The 16,755-nt window shown below is 52.1% G+C and carries 13 protein-coding genes; 6 read left to right on the plus strand and 7 right to left on the minus strand.

Annotated features, from left to right (window positions below; genetic code table 11):
• Positions 1 to 23 precede the first annotated feature (23 nt).
• Positions 24 to 764, plus strand: a complete 741-nt coding sequence (gene cysQ, locus NA986_RS18575; protein ID WP_000893398.1) for a 3'(2'),5'-bisphosphate nucleotidase CysQ — start codon at positions 24 to 26, stop codon at positions 762 to 764.
• Here cysQ and NA986_RS18580 read toward each other — a convergent pair.
• A complete protein-coding gene (locus NA986_RS18580; RefSeq protein WP_000175302.1) occupies positions 754 to 1,311 on the minus strand; it encodes a YtfJ family protein in 558 nt (185 codons plus the stop codon). The two genes, cysQ and NA986_RS18580, sit on opposite strands and share 11 nt — an antisense overlap.
• Positions 1,312 to 1,637: 326 nt before the next feature.
• On the opposite strand from NA986_RS18580, the gene NA986_RS18585 reads away from it, so the two are divergent.
• On the plus strand, positions 1,638 to 1,844 hold the full coding sequence (locus tag NA986_RS18585) for a DUF1107 domain-containing protein (protein WP_000689229.1): 207 nt from the start codon (positions 1,638 to 1,640) through the stop codon (positions 1,842 to 1,844).
• Positions 1,845 to 1,928: 84 nt separating this feature from the next.
• On the opposite strand, the gene NA986_RS18590 is transcribed toward NA986_RS18585, so the two are convergent.
• Positions 1,929 to 3,272 (minus strand): hemolysin family protein, encoded by a 1,344-nt coding sequence (locus tag NA986_RS18590; protein WP_000934969.1) that lies wholly within the window; start codon positions 3,270 to 3,272, stop codon positions 1,929 to 1,931.
• A 182-nt stretch (positions 3,273 to 3,454) separates the two neighbouring features.
• Positions 3,455 to 4,093, minus strand: coding sequence for a peptide-methionine (S)-S-oxide reductase MsrA (gene msrA / locus NA986_RS18595; protein ID WP_000051471.1), 639 nt, complete (start codon positions 4,091 to 4,093; stop codon positions 3,455 to 3,457).
• A 212-nt stretch (positions 4,094 to 4,305) separates the two neighbouring features.
• Between msrA and tamA the strand changes: the two genes are divergently transcribed.
• Genes tamA through NA986_RS18610 form a run of 3 tightly spaced genes read left to right on the plus strand, consistent with a single transcriptional unit; the run spans position 4,306 to position 10,162 of the window.
• On the plus strand, positions 4,306 to 6,039 hold the full coding sequence (tamA, locus tag NA986_RS18600; RefSeq protein WP_023138837.1) for an autotransporter assembly complex protein TamA: 1,734 nt from the start codon (positions 4,306 to 4,308) through the stop codon (positions 6,037 to 6,039).
• On the plus strand, positions 6,036 to 9,815 hold the full coding sequence (gene tamB, locus NA986_RS18605) for an autotransporter assembly complex protein TamB (RefSeq protein ID WP_079950903.1): 3,780 nt from the start codon (positions 6,036 to 6,038) through the stop codon (positions 9,813 to 9,815). The genes tamA and tamB overlap by 4 nt, the downstream gene beginning before the upstream one ends.
• Before the next feature lie 2 nt (positions 9,816 to 9,817).
• Positions 9,818 to 10,162, plus strand: a complete 345-nt coding sequence (locus NA986_RS18610) for a gamma-glutamylcyclotransferase family protein (protein WP_001219167.1) — start codon at positions 9,818 to 9,820, stop codon at positions 10,160 to 10,162.
• A gap of 53 nt (positions 10,163 to 10,215) precedes the next feature.
• On the opposite strand, the gene NA986_RS18615 is transcribed toward NA986_RS18610, so the two are convergent.
• From NA986_RS18615 to fbp, 4 genes are all read right to left on the minus strand, one after another.
• Positions 10,216 to 11,424, minus strand: coding sequence for an MFS transporter (locus NA986_RS18615; RefSeq protein WP_000203131.1), 1,209 nt, complete (start codon positions 11,422 to 11,424; stop codon positions 10,216 to 10,218).
• Positions 11,421 to 12,584: a metallo-dependent hydrolase gene (locus NA986_RS18620; RefSeq protein ID WP_023216467.1), complete on the minus strand. Its 1,164-nt coding sequence runs from the start codon at positions 12,582 to 12,584 to the stop codon at positions 11,421 to 11,423. The genes NA986_RS18615 and NA986_RS18620 overlap by 4 nt, the downstream gene beginning before the upstream one ends.
• A 409-nt stretch (positions 12,585 to 12,993) precedes the next feature.
• Positions 12,994 to 13,524 (minus strand): inorganic diphosphatase, encoded by a 531-nt coding sequence (gene ppa, locus NA986_RS18625; RefSeq protein WP_000055079.1) that lies wholly within the window; start codon positions 13,522 to 13,524, stop codon positions 12,994 to 12,996.
• A gap of 226 nt (positions 13,525 to 13,750) precedes the next feature.
• Positions 13,751 to 14,749, minus strand: a complete 999-nt coding sequence (gene fbp / locus NA986_RS18630) for a class 1 fructose-bisphosphatase (RefSeq protein ID WP_000853764.1) — start codon at positions 14,747 to 14,749, stop codon at positions 13,751 to 13,753.
• Between the two features lie 174 nt (positions 14,750 to 14,923).
• Here fbp and mpl point away from each other — a divergent pair, with 174 nt between their 5' ends.
• On the plus strand, positions 14,924 to 16,303 hold the full coding sequence (gene mpl / locus NA986_RS18635) for a UDP-N-acetylmuramate:L-alanyl-gamma-D-glutamyl-meso-diaminopimelate ligase (RefSeq protein WP_001219833.1): 1,380 nt from the start codon (positions 14,924 to 14,926) through the stop codon (positions 16,301 to 16,303).
• Positions 16,304 to 16,755: the final 452 nt, after the last annotated feature.

Below are 16,755 nucleotides of genomic sequence, written 5' to 3' on the forward strand. Positions count from 1 at the left end.
CCCCTGTCATAAAGAGGTGGAGAATGTTAGAACAAGTATGCCAGCTTGCACGGAACGCGGGCGATGCCATTATGCAGGTTTATGATGGAGCCAAACCGATGGAGTACGCCCGCAAGCAGGACGATTCTCCAGTCACTGCGGCGGATATCGCCGCACATACCGTGATTCTCGAAGGGTTACGCACGCTCACGCCGGATATTCCGGTGCTTTCAGAAGAAGATCCGCCCGCCTGGGAAGTGCGCCAGCACTGGCAGCGCTACTGGCTGGTCGATCCGCTCGACGGCACCAAAGAGTTCATCAAGCGCAATGGCGAATTCACGGTCAATATCGCGCTGATTGAGCAGGGCAAACCGGTGTTGGGCGTGGTCTATGCGCCGGTGCTGAAAGTGATGTACTACGCGGCGGAAGGTAAGGCCTGGAAAGAGGAGTGCGGGGTGCGTAAGCAGATTCAGGTCCGGGATGCCCGCCCGCCGCTGGTGGTGATTAGCCGTTCGCATACGGATGATGAACTCACCGAATATCTCCAACAGCTTGGCGAACATCAGACCACCTCTATTGGTTCCTCGCTGAAATTCTGCCTTGTGGCGGAAGGCCAGGCGCAGCTTTACCCCAGATTTGGGCCGACCAGCGTTTGGGACACTGCCGCAGGTCATGCCATTGCCGTTGCAGCCGGGGCGCACGTTCACGACTGGCAGGGAAAAACGCTGGACTATACCCCTCGTGAATCGTTCCTTAACCCCGGCTTCCGGGTGACTATTTACTGAGGAGCTTATGCAGCAGGTCGACCACCTGCTGTACCTCTTGCTGGGTTAACGCGCCATCTTTCACCCATTGAACCCGACCGTCTTTGTCAAGCACGATGACGGCGGACCCCTCTTCTTTTAATTGCCAGGCGTTACGCGCCACGCCATTGCTGTCGACAATAAATTGCGACCACGGGTAGAGCTTTTTATTACTTTCTATACTGCTACGCACGAACATACCGGAGCCTGGGATCGCATCATCGGTGTTCACAATTGTGGTCGTCTGGTATCTGTCATGCGGAAGCCCGGCGGATTTAATCGCTTCAATCAGCGTGGCGTTTTTTTCCTTCGCTGACGTTCGACCCGCAATGTGCAGCAGGACGCGCACTTTTCCCGCCAGTTGCGCGCTATTCCAGTTTTTATAACTAAACTCATCTTTATTCAACGTCAGTTCGCCACGATCGGCAATGCCTACCGGCGGCACCCGTTGGTTAACTTCAAGGTTATGCGCACAAGCCATTATGGGGAGTAGCAGACACGACATCGCCAGAATTTTACGTAGGGTCATGGTCATTCCTTCTTTATTTTTTTGCAGGTGATCCGACCACTTTGGGCCGATAGTTAATCATATGTGCGATTGATGCTTTTTCCCGCAAAGGGGATGCCAGTTTGCGGGCGGGCGCACACTTCCTGTGAAAAATGAAGGCATATACTGAGAAAAATGAGCTGATGTTTAGATAATTCTGAATAACTGTAATCAAAAGGTAAATATACTTATGCACACTGGAAACGACGTAGATATGGTCTATAGTCATATGGCATTAAAATTTGCGCCTTAAAACTGTTGGGCTGATTGTGGCACCGCAAGGGCGTAATACTCTGCAGGAGACAACAATGAAAATTTTCCAACGCTACAACCCGCTACAGGTGGCGAAGTACGTGAAGATCCTGTTCCGTGGACGGTTATATATCAAGGATGTTGGCGCTTTTGAGTTCGATAAGGGTAAGATTCTTATCCCAAAAGTGAGGGACAAGCAGCACTTGTCTGTGATGTCTGAAGTTAACCGTCAGGTTATGCGTCTGCAAACTGAGATGGCGTAACCAAAAGTGCTATGCAGTAGGTTAAAAAAGTAAAAAAAAACGGCTCCTGAATCAGGAGCCGTTGATGTTTCTGGCAAACGGATTTCAGGCCGCGCTGTCTTCTTTGTCTTTTGCATCGGGCAGTTTCGGCGCCGGTACGTTGCTTTTATTGTCGAGACGCGTCACCAGCAACTGATCGATACGGTAGTTGTCGATATCCACCACTTCAAATTTGTAGCCGGAAAACTTCACCGAATCAGTACGTTTTGGGATCTTGCGCAGCATAAACATCATAAAGCCGCCAATGGTTTCATAGTTGCCGGATTGCGGAAACTCATCGATATCCAGCACGCGCATGACGTCGTCAATCGGCGTGCCGCCGTCAACCAGCCAGGAATTTTCATCGCGCGCCACAATTTGCTCTTCCAGTCCCTGGCCGACCAGGTCACCCATTAGCGTGGTCATCACATCGTTCAGCGTAATGATACCGACGACCAGCGCGTATTCATTCATAATGACCGCGAAATCCTCGCCCGCCGTTTTGAAACTTTCCAGCGCCTCAGAAAGGGTCAGCGTATCCGGCACAATCAAGGTATTGCGAATTTGCACGCCGCCATTCAGCGCCATACTTTGGTTCGCCAGCACGCGATTCAGCAGATCTTTGGAGTCTACATAGCCGATGATGTGGTCGATATCTTCATTACACACCAAAAATTTTGAGTGCGGATGTTCGGCGACCTTTTTCTTCAGGCTTTGTTCGTCTTCGTGCAGATCAAACCAGATGATACTTTCGCGCGGCGTCATGGAAGACGGTACGGTGCGGGATTCAAGTTCAAACACATTTTCAATCAGTTCATGCTCTTGCTTGCGCAAGACGCCCGCCAGCGCGCCGGCTTCCACCACTGCGTAAATATCATCAGAAGTAATGTCGTCTTTCCGCACCATTGGAATTTTGAACAGGCGGAAGATGTTGTTTGCCATGCCGTTAAACAGCCACACCAGCGGGCGAAAAACGAACAGGCAGAAGCGCATCGGGTTGATGATACGCAAAGCCACAGCTTCTGGCGCAATCATACCGATGCGTTTCGGGGTTAAATCCGCGAACAGGATAAACAGCCCCGTCACCAGCGAGAAAGAGAGAATAAAGCTCAGCTGCTCGGAGAGTTCTGGCGACATATAGTGCGAGAAAAGGGCGGAAAAGGCGGGCGAAAATGCCGCATCGCCGACGATACCGCCAAGAATAGCGACGGCGTTCAGGCCAATTTGCACAACGGTGAAAAACATGCCGGGATTTTCCTGCATTTTCAATACGCGTTGTGCGTTGATACTGCCTTCATCAGCTAATAATTTAAGTTTAATCTTACGTGATGCGGCAAGCGAGATCTCGGAGATGGAGAAGAACGCACTTACAGCGATCAGGCAGAATATAATGAATATACTGTTTAACATATCTTATCCGGCGAAACGCCAGATCCTCGGAAGGGAAGTTTATAAATCCGTGTGGTAACGTTTAATGAAAACCGGCTCGTAGCAGTGAGCCGATAAGTTCAGGGCTAGTATAGCGTAAGCTACTGTAAAGTCGCCAGAGGGTTCATTTTCAACTCCGACAAGTTCCCCCTACGCCAGCGTCGTCACGCGTCAGGCGGCAGGCAAACGCCGATCCCGCCAATCCCGCAGTAACCGTATGGATTTTTGTGCAGATACTGTTGGTGTTCATCTTCGGCGTAGTAAAACGGCGTCGCATGGGCGATTTCCGTGGTAATAGGGCGATGGTCTCCGGCGGCGGCCATTGCCGACTGAAAGCGCTCGCGACTGGCGTGAGCGGCGGCATTCTGCTCCGGCGTTAAGGGATAAATCGCAGAACGGTATTGCGTACCGTGATCGTTACCCTGTTGCATCCCCTGCGTCGGATCGTGATTTTCCCAGAAGGTCTGTAAAAGCTGCTCATAACTGATAACGGCAGGATCGTACACTATCCGTACCGCTTCGGCATGACCGGTCTGCCCGGAGCAGACTTCCCGGTAGGTTGGATTAGGCGTGTAACCGCCTGCATACCCTGCCGCGGTGCTATATACGCCGGGCAATTGCCAGAATAAACGTTCTACGCCCCAGAAACAGCCCATAGCGAAGTAGGCGATCTCCATCCCGGCAGGGACATTGGTCATAGAGTGTTCATTTACCGCATGCAGAGTGGCGATCGGCATCGGGGTGTTGCGTCCTGGTAACGCATCTGCTTGAGTAACCAGATGTTTTTTATCAAATAAACTCATGAGCTATTCTCCCGAAAGCGTTAATTGGCGTTAAGGTTGTAACGAGACGCATCTTTGCACACAATAACAACATTAATGTATCTGGATTTAACCATAAGAAATATTTGGGCAGTCGTCTGCTTTTCAATCGAAATTGTTGATTTTATGTTAAGCCGCGGAGCGGTAGTGTGATTTTTTCCAGGGGTGGGAATAGGGGATATTCAGGAGAAAATGTGCCACATATCCGTCAGTTATGTTGGGTTAGCTTACTGTGCCTGAGCAGTTCTGCGGTAGCCGCAAATGTTCGTCTGAAAGTCGAAGGGCTATCCGGAGAGCTGGAAAAAAACGTTCGCGCACAGCTCTCTACGATTCAGAGCGATGAGGTGACGCCGGATCGGCGCTTTCGCGCCCGAGTTGATGATGCGATTCGCGAAGGGCTTAAAGCGTTAGGCTATTACGAACCCACTATCAAATTCGACTTGCTTCCACCGCCTGCGAAAGGACGGCAGGTATTAATCGCCAGGGTTACGCCCGGCCAGCCGGTGTTGATTGGCAGTACAGAAGTCATTTTACGCGGCGGCGCGCGTACGGACAAAGATTATCTGGCCTTACTGAAAACGCGTCCGGCAATCGGCACGGTGCTGAACCAGGGAGACTATGACAATTTTAAAAAGTCGTTAACCAGCGTGTCGCTACGTAAAGGCTATTTCGACAGCGAATTCGTTAAAAGTCAGTTGGGAATTGCTCTGGGCCGTCATCAGGCGTTTTGGGATATTGATTATGATAGCGGTGAGCGCTATCGCTTCGGACCTGTCACCTTCGAAGGTTCGCAGATTCGTGATGAATATTTACAAAATCTGTTGCCGTTTAAAGAGGGCGATGAGTACGAATCGAAAGATTTGGCGGAACTAAACCGCCGACTTTCCGCTACCGGATGGTTTAATTCTGTCGTGGTGGCGCCGGAATTTGAGAAATCGCGTAAAACAAAAATTCTGCCGTTAAAAGGCGTGGTATCGCCGCGAACCGAAAATACGATTGAAACCGGGGTGGGGTACTCCACCGACGTCGGGCCGCGCGTGAAAGCGTCGTGGAAAAAACCGTGGATGAACTCTTACGGTCATAGTCTGACCACCAGCACCAGTATTTCTGCGCCGGAACAGGTGCTGGATTTTAGTTATAAAATGCCGCTGCTGAAAAACCCGCTGGAGCAATACTATCTGGTACAGGGCGGTTTTAAACGTACCGATTTGAATGATACGGAGCAGGACTCGACCACGCTTGCCGTTTCGCGTTACTGGGACCTTTCCAGCGGTTGGCAGCGGGCGATTAACCTGCGCTGGAGTTTCGACCACTTTACCCAGGGGAACGTCACCAATACCACTATGCTGTTCTACCCGGGCGTGATGATCAGCCGAACCCGCTCGCGAGGGGGACTGATGCCAACCTGGGGCGATTCGCAGCGCTATTCAGTAGACTATTCGAATACGGCTTGGGGCTCCGACGTGGATTTCTCCGTGCTGCAGGCGCAAAACGTCTGGATTCGGACTTTGTACGATCGCCACCGTTTTGTGATGCGCGCCAATTTGGGCTGGATAGAAACCGGTGATTTCGACAAAGTTCCGCCGGATTTACGTTTCTTCGCCGGGGGCGACCGCAGTATTCGCGGCTATAAATACAAATCTATTTCGCCTAAAGATAGCGACGGCAATCTTAAAGGCGCCTCAAAACTGGCAACCGGATCGCTGGAGTACCAGTATAACGTCACCGGCAAATGGTGGGGGGCAGTGTTTGTCGATAGCGGCGAGGCGGTGAGTGATATTCGCCGTAGCGATTTCAAAACCGGGACCGGGGTCGGCGTGCGCTGGGCGTCGCCGGTTGGGCCTGTCAAACTCGATTTTGCCGTACCGGTCGGCGACAAAGACGAACACGGTTTACAGTTTTATATCGGTCTGGGGCCTGAATTATGAGTTTATGGAAGAAAATAAGCCTCGGCGTGTTGATTTTCATTGTGGTGTTACTGGCGAGCGTTGCGTTTCTGGTCGGGACGACGACGGGGCTGCATCTGGTATTCAGTGCGGCGAACCGCTGGGTGCCGGGGCTGGAGATTGGGCAGGTCACCGGCGGCTGGCGGGACTTATCGTTAAAAAATATCCGCTATGAGCAGCCGGGCGTTGCGGTGAATGCGGGCGAAATTCATCTGGCCGTCGGGCTTGATTGCCTGTGGCGCAGTAGCCTGTGCGTCAATGATCTGGCGCTAAAAGACATTAATGTCGCTATCGACAGCAAAAAAATGCCACCCTCCGAACCGGCGCAAGAAGAGGAAGAAAGCGGACCGCTGAACCTCTCCACCCCCTGGCCCATCACGCTGTCGCGCGTGGCGTTGAATAACATCAATATCAAGATTGATGACACTACCGTTTCGGTGCTGGATTTTACCTCCGGGCTGGCATGGCAGGAGAAAAACCTGACCCTGAAACCGACGCGGCTTCAGGGATTGCTGATCGCTCTGCCGAAGGTCGCTGACGTGGCGCAGGAAGAGGTGGTTGAACCCAAAATCGAGAAACCTCAACCGGATGAAAAGCCGCTTGGCGAAACGCTAAAAGATCTGTTTGCAAAACCGGTAATGCCGGAGATGACCGATGTTCACCTGCCGCTCAATCTGAATATCGAGTCATTTCGCGGCGAGCAGCTACGCATCACCGGCGATACCGATCTGACGGTGCGCACGATGCTGCTTAAAGTCAGCAGTATCGACGGTAATATGAAGCTGGATACTCTGGATATCGACGCCAACCAGGGCACGGTGAAAGCCTCCGGTACGGCGCAGCTCGCCAATAACTGGCCGGTTGATATTACGCTCAACAGTACGCTGAATATCGATCCGCTAAAGGGTGAAAAGATAAAACTCAAGGTCGGCGGCGCGCTACGCGAACAACTGGAGGTCGGGGTGAACCTTTCCGGGCCGATGGATGTCACGCTTCGCGCCCAGACGCGGCTGGCGGAGGCCGGTTTACCGCTCAATCTTGAAGTCGTCAGCCAACGCATTGCCTGGCCATTGACGGGTGATACCCAGTTTCAGGCTGACGATCTGAAGCTCAAACTGAGCGGTAAGATGACCGACTATACGTTGTCGATGCGAACCGCCGTGAAAGGACAAGATATTCCGCCGGCGACCATTACGCTGGATGCTAAAGGGAATGAGCGGCAGATTAATCTCGATAAACTCACCGTCGCCGCTCTGGAGGGAAAAACCGAACTGAAAGCGCTGGTGGACTGGCAGCAGGCGATTAGCTGGCGTGGCGAACTGACGCTGAATGGCATCAATACCGCTAAAGAGATCCCGGATTGGCCCGCGAAGCTTAACGGCGTCATGAAAACCAAAGGCAGCCTCTACGGCGGCACCTGGCAGATGGATGTTCCGGAGCTCAAGCTGACCGGCAATGTGAAGCAGAACAGCGTTAACGTCAACGGGACGCTAAAGGGCAACAGCTACATGCAGTGGACGATCCCGGGGCTGCACCTTGCGCTGGGCCCAAACAGCGCCGATATAAAAGGCGAGCTTGGCGTTAAGGAGTTGAATCTTGACGCCGCCATCGATGCGCCAGGGCTGGATAATGCGCTGCCAGGGCTGGGCGGCATGGCAAAAGGAATCGTTAAAGTCCGCGGTACGGTAGAAGCGCCGCAGCTGTTGGCGGATATCACCGCCCGCGGCCTGCGCTGGCAGGATCTGTCTGTCGCCCAGGCGCGCATTGAGGGCGATATTAAATCCACCGATCAGATAGCGGGCCATCTCAACGTTCGCGTAGAGCGGATTTCGCAGCCCGACGTTAACATCAATCTGGTGACGCTTGACGCCAAAGGCAGCGAGAAGCAGCATCAGCTACAGCTCCGTGTTCAGGGAGAACCGGTATCCGGTCAACTCTCCCTGACAGGCAGTTTTGATCGCGAGGCGGCGCGCTGGAAAGGGACGTTAAGCGACACCCGTTTCCAGACGCCAGTGGGGCCATGGTCGTTGACCCGCGCGATTGCGCTGGACTACCGTAATAAAGAACAGAAAATCAGTATCGGGCCGCATTGTTGGCTGAACCCGAACGCCGAGCTGTGCATCCCGCAAACCATTGATGCGGGCGCCGCAGGGCGGGCGGTGGTCAATCTCAACCGCTTTGATCTGGCGATGCTGAAGCCATTTATGCCTGATACCACTCAGGCCAGCGGGATCTTTAGCGGGAAAGCGGACGTGTCGTGGGACACCACCCAGGAGGGATTGCCGCAGGGGAAGGTCACGCTTTCCGGTCGTAATGTGAAGGTCACGCAGACCGTCAATGACGCGCCGTTACCGGTCGCGTTTGAGACGCTGAACCTCAGCGCCGATCTGCACAATAATCGCGCCGAGTTGGGATGGCTGATTCGCCTGACGAACAATGGTCAATTCGATGGCCAGGTGCAGGTAACCGATCCTCAGGGGCGGCGCAATCTCGGCGGTAACGTCAACATGCGCAATCTCAATCTGGCGATGGTCAACCCTGTCTTTTCGCGCGGCGAAAAAGCGGCGGGAATGTTAAACGCCAGGCTACGTCTGGGCGGCGATGTACAAAGCCCGCAGTTGTTTGGTCAGTTGCAGCTTAGCGCGCTGGATATTGACGGTAATTTTATGCCGTTTGAGATGCAGCCGAGCCAGCTCACCATGAACTTTAGCGGGACGCGTTCGACGCTCGCCGGTATCGTGCGAACACAACAAGGGCAAATTAACCTGAACGGCAACGCCGACTGGAGTCAGATTGACAACTGGCGCGCGCGGGTGACGGCGAAAGGCAGCCGGGTGCGGATTACCGTTCCGCCGATGGTGCGCCTGGATGTCTCGCCGGATGTGGTCTTTGACGCGACGCCTTCGCTGTTCACGTTGGATGGGCGTGTGGACGTTCCGTGGGCGCGAATTGTGGTGCACGACCTGCCGGAGAGCGCGGTCGGCGTCTCCAGCGATGTGGTTATGCTCAACAATGACCTGCAACCAGAAACGCCGCAGACAGCGTCTATTCCCATCAACAGTAATCTGACGGTCCACGTCGGCAACAACGTGCGCATCGACGCCTTCGGGCTTAAAGCGCGTTTGACCGGCGATTTGAAAGTCGCGCAGGATAAGCAGGGGCTGGGGCTGAATGGTCAAATCAATATTCCTGACGGCCGATTCCGCGCCTACGGCCAGGACCTGCTTGTCCGTAAAGGCGAGCTGCTGTTCTCCGGCCCGCCGGATCAGCCGCTGCTCAATATCGAAGCGATCCGTAACCCTGACGCCACCGAAGACGATGTCATTGCGGGCGTGCGCGTCACAGGCACTGCTGATGAACCCAAAGCGGAAATCTTCTCCGATCCGGCGATGCCGCAGGCTGAAGCGCTTTCTTATCTGCTGCGTGGGCAGGGGTTGGACAGCAATCAGAGTGATAGCGCAGCAATGACTTCCATGCTTATTGGCCTGGGGGTTGCGCAAAGTGGTCAGGTTGTGGGTAAAATCGGAGAGACATTCGGTGTAAGTAATCTGGCGCTGGACACGCAAGGGGTGGGCGATTCGTCCCAGGTTGTGGTCAGCGGCTATGTACTGCCGGGTCTACAGGTGAAGTATGGTGTAGGGATATTTGACTCTCTGGCGACGCTCACGTTACGTTATCGCCTGATGCCTAAGCTATATCTGGAAGCAGTGTCTGGCGTAGATCAGGCACTTGATTTGCTCTATCAGTTTGAGTTTTAGCAATGCGAATATTTGTCTATGGCAGTTTACGACAGAAACAAGGCAACAGTCACTGGATGACCAATGCCCAATTGCTTGGCGATTACCGTATCGATAACTACCAGTTGTATAGTCTGGGCCACTATCCAGGCGCAGTTCCGGGAAACGGAGCGGTATACGGAGAAGTTTATCGAATTGATAACGCCACGCTGGCCGAACTTGATGCTTTGCGCACCAGGGGCGGTGAATACGCACGCCAGTTAATCCAGACGCCTTACGGCAGCGCATGGATGTATGTATATCAACGTCCTGTTGATGGGTTAACTCTGATTGAAAGCGGTGACTGGTTAGACAGAAACCAGCCCTGAACTGAACACGCCACCCTCGGGTGGCGTTGTTTTTTACATTCTGGCTGATGGCGCTAGCGCCGGGCATGGTGAGCTCTTATTCTGCCGTAGATCAATAATGACGCGCCGCCCAGGATAACAATGCATCCGAGAACCATAAATCCCTGCATATAGCTGCCGGTTGTCCGGTAAAAATAGCCGACCATAAGGCCTGCCAGCGTACCGCCACCGCCGGCGCCGATGCCATTAATAATACCGGAGGCTGGGCCAATCGCATGGGGTTTAACGTTCGACTGGATAATCGACCAGATATTGGGGGTAAAGCTGGCGGCATAATAACCCATCGCCAGGGTAATGAGCGTGATTTTAAAGCCCGGCGCATCGACAAATGGCAGGAGAAATAACATCACGCCGGGGATTAGTAGGCCCAGTGAAGCAATAAGTACACGCTTTTGTGTCTTATCACTGATCCATGAGATAGGGATTGCCAGTATAACCGCAGTCAGATAAGGCAGAGAACTGACCAATGCTTTACTGAATCCGGTATAGCCGAGAGAATTGACAACCATGGGGATCCATAACGTAATTCCCCAGAACAACATCCCTTGAGTGATGTAGGTAAAAATAAGGAGTAGGAAGGGGGTTCCGCCCAGCGATTCCAGGGTAAGTTTAGTTTTCTCTGTTGGCGCCGGCGCACGATAATAAGGCGCTTCTTCCTGTTTTTTCAGCATTGTTATATAAAGTGGAACCACAACAACAATGCCGATCACACCAGTGATAATAAAAACATTTCGCCAACCGAAGGCAGCATCCAGCGGAGACAAAATCATAAATCCCAGGCCTAATGCCAGGAACTGTCCATAATACTGGATAATGCTGTTCGCCTGCGTCCGTTCTTTGTCTGAAAACCAGTCGCTGGCGAAGCGGGACTGCTGCGGCCAATAAATGCCTTCGGTAATGCCAAGCACCAGCCGACAAATCAAAATAACGTACACTGACGAGGTAAATCCGACAAAAACGGTCGCAATCGACCAGATTAGCACCATCAGAATGACTATTTTTTTCGGATCGTATCGCTGGGTAAATACGCCGCCAAAAATATTTGAAAAGGCATAGCCAATAAGAAATATGGTTAATACAATGCTGGCCGTTGCGCCATCAATATTCAGGTCGTGTGTAATCGTAGGTAACGTAACGGAAAGATTAGAACGGTCAAGATAAGCAACAAAAAGGCCGAACATTAATGTCGCGCCGATCCGTAGCCATTTTTGCATTGAGGTCATTTTTCAACTCCGTTTGGCCGCGCGCCAAAATCAATTTGACGAAATAATATCTCACCGGATTTTATGGTCATTTGTGGTACCAGCACATGCGTCCCCGTGAGCGTTTCACCATGAATATCGGCAAATTCAACATGCCTGTTTTTTAATTTAAAGATGGCGATATCGGCAAATGCCCCAGGGGCCAGCGTACCAATTTCTGCTGCCATACCCATTAAAACTGCTGGGGTATGGGTACAGGCGTTAATGACATCGGTAAGCGCGACGCCGAGTGCTAAATATTTCGATAAAATCCATGGTAAGGCGTAAACAGGCCAGGCGAGTTTAGTGATGGTTGAGAGATCGCTACTGATGATATCCGGAAGAAAGCCATTGGCGATGGCCCGGCGTGCCGTGTTCATTGAAAAATGGCTGCGACCATTGGCGGCATCAAATATAACGCCTCTTTCCCTTGCCTGACGGACTTCGGCTAAGACAACGCCTTCATCAGTAAGAATGGTGCTACCTTTGCCGTGAAACGCATGAGCGATAATATCGCCGCGGCGTAGCAAGGAGACAAGTTCTTTCATGGGAACGACGGGATGAGTCGAGTGTATTGCCACGGGGCACCTTAAATCGTTGGCAATACGAAGGGATTCAGTCAGCGGTTTTAAGCCATATTCAGCAATGTCCTCAGTCTGAACCTTGAGTTTTAATCCCTGAAGAACGTTGCGATACTGGCGAAACAGCGCGTGGATCTTATTTTCATCAATGTTGTCAGGATCATAATTTTCTTGTGACCAGGTTTGGCCCGGCGGCGACACGGTCAGAAACGCTTTGATTCGAACTTTGCTGGCGCAAATCACCGTTCGGTAGAAGGCATCAAAGTTTGCCGTACCGGCAGAACCTGCATCCACGACGGTGGTGACGCCATTCGGCGGCATGTACATATCAGGCCTGACGCCGCCTTCCGTCGCGTCATAAAAAACATGCGCGTGATAATCGATAAGACCGGGAGTGACGATCATGCCGTCGGCATGGATAATCCGGGTCTCCGAAGTTACAGGATATTTATCGGCATCAACGATAATATCGTTAATGATGCGTAAATTGTTAATGTCATTAATATTACGAGCGGGATCGATGATATGTCCACCGGTAATTAATATATCATTTTTCATCATAATCTCTTAAAGTAGTAAATAATTATGGCAGCCCTTAAAAATATATTAAAAAGTGTGTTTTGAGCGGATGTTATGTTGGATTAAAAATACGGTTATTGGTAGGGAGAGCTTAGGATACCTTATTAAAAAGGTAATCGGGCTTATGCACTAAATAAGAATTTAGCGCTTGCTAATATTTAGGGCGTAAGTCCATGGGAGTCTGCGGGCATTCACAAAACAATTATTATCTTGAGCTTTTTAGAGAAACCGTGAGCGTATTCAACCCTTTTTAATAAAAAATAAGGTAGAGTTTTATTCATTCCGTGAATGTTAAACTAATAATGATAAAAATTGTGTTCTATTCATTAGCCAATAAAAAGGCCCTCATTACTATGAGAGCCTTTATCTTGACGATTATGTAAAAGCGAACTTATTTCTTCGCTGCGCGCTCGAAGGAGGCAACGATTTCCGCTTTAGCCGCTTCGGCGTTGTCCCAACCGTCAACTTTCACCCATTTGCCTTTTTCGAGATCTTTATAATGCTCGAAGAAATGAGTGATCTGCGCTTTCAGCAGTTCCGGTAGATCGTTCACATCTTTAATGTGATCGTACTCTTTGCTCAGTTTGGTGTGCGGTACGGCAACCAGTTTCGCATCTTCACCGGATTCGTCGGTCATTTTCAGTACGCCAACCGGACGGCAACGGATGACGGCGCCTGGCTGCAGCGGGTACGGCGTCGGGACCAGAACGTCTACCGGGTCGCCGTCCAGAGACAGGGTATGGTTGATGTAACCGTAGTTGCACGGATAGAACATCGCGGTGGACATGAAGCGGTCAACGAACAGCGCGCCGCTCTCTTTGTCAACTTCGTATTTGATCGGATCTGCGTTAGCCGGGATCTCGATAACGACGTAGATATCTTCCGGCAGTTCTTTACCCGCCGGGACGTTGAGTAAGCTCATGTCTGTTTCCTTTGAATTTATGACAAACAAGTGGCGAGTATTATAGCCAACTCACGCCGAAAGTCTTCGCTTGTTTTCGTTTCCGCCTCATCTGGCGCGTCGTTGCGGAGCATGAACGCCAAAGGTTAAGAACCGGAAAAATCACGGGCCTGATAAGGCAACGCCGCCATCGGACATGTTATTGCCCAATGGCGGCTTCATGCGTTATTCCGCATGGTGGTAAAGATTACGCGTCCGGGTATTCGCGGATAAAGCGTTCCACATCGTCAACCATATGGCGGTTGCCGACGAAGAACGAGCGGCGCTGGTGCAGGCTTTCCGGAATGATATCCAGAATACGTTCTTTACCATCGCTTGCTTTGCCGCCGGCCTGTTCCGCGAGAAACGCCATCGGGTTGCACTCATACAGCAGACGCAGTTTACCCTGCGGATGGCTGGCGGTGCTGGGGTAGAGATAGATGCCGCCTTTCAGCAGGTTGCGGTGGAAATCGGCCACCAGAGAGCCAATGTAACGTGAGGTATAAGGGCGACTTGTTGAACTATCCTCTTCCTGGCAGAATTTGATGTACTTCTTCACGCCATTCGGGAATTTAATGTAGTTGCCTTCGTTAATGGAGTAGGTTTTACCCTTTTCCGGGAAACGCATACGTTCCTGGCACAGACAGAACACGCCTAACGACGGATCGTAGGTGAAAGCGTGTACGCCGCAGCCGGTGGTGTAAACCAGCATGGTGGACGAGCCATACACGACATATCCCGCAGCGACCTGTTTGTTGCCGGGTTGCAGGAAATCTTCTTCGGTGACCGGCGTGCCGACGGGCGTCACGCGGCGATAAATCGAGAAAATCGTACCGACAGAGACGTTAACGTCGATGTTAGAAGAGCCATCCAGAGGGTCCATCAGCACCACATATTTCGCGTGTTCGCAGCCTTCAAAGACGACAATTTCGTCCTCTTCTTCCGATGCGATGCCCGCTACAATATCGCGCGCTTTTAGTGCAGCTTTCAGTTTCTCGTTCGCGAACAGATCGAGTTTCTGCTGAACCTCGCCCTGTACGTTCTCAGCACCGCTGGCACCCAGGATATCGACCAGACCGGCCTTGTTGATATCGCGGTGGATGATCTTGGCGCCCAATTTTATTGCCGACAGCAAAGCAGTGAGCTCACCGGTAGCCTGAGAGAACTCGTGCTGCTTTTCGACAATAAATTCACCTAACGTTTTCATAACACTTTCCCTGCAATTGATTGGAGTAAAGCGACCGTAACAATCTTAACAAACATTTCAGATGATGCGCTCAGGTGAATCGCGCCAGCAAAGTACAGATTTACCTGAAATGCGTTTCTCACTTGCCAGACATGTGCGTAAAATGGCTCGCAGATAAAAAAAGGATAGTGACGTATGCGCATTCATATTTTGGGAATTTGTGGCACTTTCATGGGGGGGCTGGCGATGCTGGCTCGCTCGCTTGGTCATGAAGTAACGGGTTCGGACGCCAATGTGTATCCGCCGATGAGTACCTTACTTGAGAAGCAAGGCATTGATCTGATCCAGGGTTATGACGCCAGCCAGCTCGATCCGCAGCCGGATCTGGTGATTATCGGCAATGCGATGACGCGCGGGAATCCGTGCGTGGAAGCGGTGCTGGAAAAAAACATTCCCTTTATGTCTGGTCCACAGTGGCTGCACGACTTTGTGTTGCGCGATCGCTGGGTACTGGCGGTCGCCGGTACCCACGGCAAAACCACGACCGCAGGCATGGCGACCTGGATACTGGAAGCGTGCGGGTACAAACCGGGCTTTGTGATTGGCGGCGTACCGGGCAACTTTGAGGTTTCCGCGCGCCTGGGCGAGAGCCCGTTCTTTGTTATCGAAGCGGATGAGTACGACTGCGCGTTCTTTGATAAACGTTCTAAATTTGTGCATTACTGCCCGCGGACGCTGATCCTCAACAACCTTGAGTTTGATCATGCCGACATCTTCGACGATCTGAAAGCGATCCAGAAGCAGTTCCACCATCTGGTGCGCATCGTGCCGGGGCAGGGGCGCATCATCTGGCCGGAAAACGACATCAACCTGAAACAGACCATGGCGCTGGGCTGCTGGAGCGAGCAGGAGCTGGTGGGCGAGCAGGGACACTGGCAGGCGAAGAAGCTGACTACGGATGCTTCCGAGTGGGAAGTGTGGCTGGACGGCGAAAAAGTCGGCGATGTGAAATGGGGCCTGGTCGGCGAACATAACATGCACAACGGTCTGATGGCGATTGCCGCCGCGCGCCACGTGGGCGTCGCGCCCGCAGAAGCGGCCAGCGCGTTGGGGTCATTTATTAACGCCCGCCGCCGTCTGGAGCTACGCGGTGAAGCGAACGGCGTGACGGTGTATGACGATTTTGCTCACCATCCGACGGCAATTCTGGCCACGCTGGCGGCGCTGCGCGGTAAAGTGGGCGGCACCGCGCGCATTATCGCAGTGCTGGAGCCGCGCTCTAACACGATGAAGATGGGGTTATGCAAGGATGACCTGGCGCCGTCGTTAGGGCGTGCGGATGAAGTGTTCCTGCTGCAGCCGCCGCATATTCCGTGGCAAGTGGCGGAAGTCGCCGAAGCCTGCGTACAGCCTGCTCACTGGAGTGGCGATGTCGATACGCTGGCGGAAATGGTGGTGAAAACCGCACAGCCTGGCGATCACATCCTGGTGATGAGCAACGGCGGTTTCGGCGGCATCCATCAGAAATTGCTGGATGGGCTGGCGAAAAAAGCTCAGAACGTAACAGCGTATTAAATGACTATGCGGTCAGCCAGCCTTGTGGCTGGCTGTTTTATATGGGGCATCTTGCCATCGAAAGCGCATTCCGCTCGCCGGGAGACGTTAAAGCAATACTGAAAAATCATTTGCCGCTCAGTATTGAAAAAGAGTAGACGCATATCCTTAAAGTAATCAGTGTAATACACTAAGAGTGTTCCGCCGGTTGCCGTATGCGGGACGAAAAGAGCCAGTTCGCAATAACAGATGAAGGTTTCGTGATTTATAAACGTCATCTTCTGCCTTTCAACGTTTGCGATGCCGCCTGGCTGCGGGCATCGTCCAGTCATAACAATGCTGATCCTGTCGCATTTATGCGGTCAGATTCAGATTGCTCAGAACCCAGCCCGCCAGCAAATTCTGTACTGAAGGTAACCACAGCGCAATTTGAATGTTGTTAACTGTATGTTCAGTTCATTTGTGCTAATATT

The sequence above is a fragment of the Salmonella sp. NW177 genome (assembly GCF_051811585.1).
In the GTDB taxonomy this organism is placed as follows: Bacteria; Pseudomonadota; Gammaproteobacteria; order Enterobacterales; family Enterobacteriaceae; genus Salmonella; species Salmonella enterica.

Bases quoted from the DNA above. Each gene is read 5' to 3' on its own strand.
- NA986_RS18590 (WP_000934969.1), bottom strand. From the start codon at position 3,272: ATGTTAAACAGTATATTCATTATATTCTGCCTGATCGCTGTAAGTGCG.
- mpl (WP_001219833.1), top strand. From the start codon at position 14,924: ATGCGCATTCATATTTTGGGAATTTGTGGCACTTTCATGGGGGGGCTG.
- msrA (WP_000051471.1), bottom strand. From the start codon at position 4,093: ATGAGTTTATTTGATAAAAAACATCTGGTTACTCAAGCAGATGCGTTA.
- ppa (WP_000055079.1), bottom strand. From the start codon at position 13,524: ATGAGCTTACTCAACGTCCCGGCGGGTAAAGAACTGCCGGAAGATATC.
- tamB (WP_079950903.1), top strand. From the start codon at position 6,036: ATGAGTTTATGGAAGAAAATAAGCCTCGGCGTGTTGATTTTCATTGTG.
- NA986_RS18620 (WP_023216467.1), bottom strand. From the start codon at position 12,584: ATGATGAAAAATGATATATTAATTACCGGTGGACATATCATCGATCCC.
- NA986_RS18585 (WP_000689229.1), top strand. From the start codon at position 1,638: ATGAAAATTTTCCAACGCTACAACCCGCTACAGGTGGCGAAGTACGTG.
- NA986_RS18610 (WP_001219167.1), top strand. From the start codon at position 9,818: ATGCGAATATTTGTCTATGGCAGTTTACGACAGAAACAAGGCAACAGT.
- NA986_RS18615 (WP_000203131.1), bottom strand. From the start codon at position 11,424: ATGACCTCAATGCAAAAATGGCTACGGATCGGCGCGACATTAATGTTC.
- fbp (WP_000853764.1), bottom strand. From the start codon at position 14,749: ATGAAAACGTTAGGTGAATTTATTGTCGAAAAGCAGCACGAGTTCTCT.
- cysQ (WP_000893398.1), top strand. From the start codon at position 24: ATGTTAGAACAAGTATGCCAGCTTGCACGGAACGCGGGCGATGCCATT.
- NA986_RS18580 (WP_000175302.1), bottom strand. From the start codon at position 1,311: ATGACCCTACGTAAAATTCTGGCGATGTCGTGTCTGCTACTCCCCATA.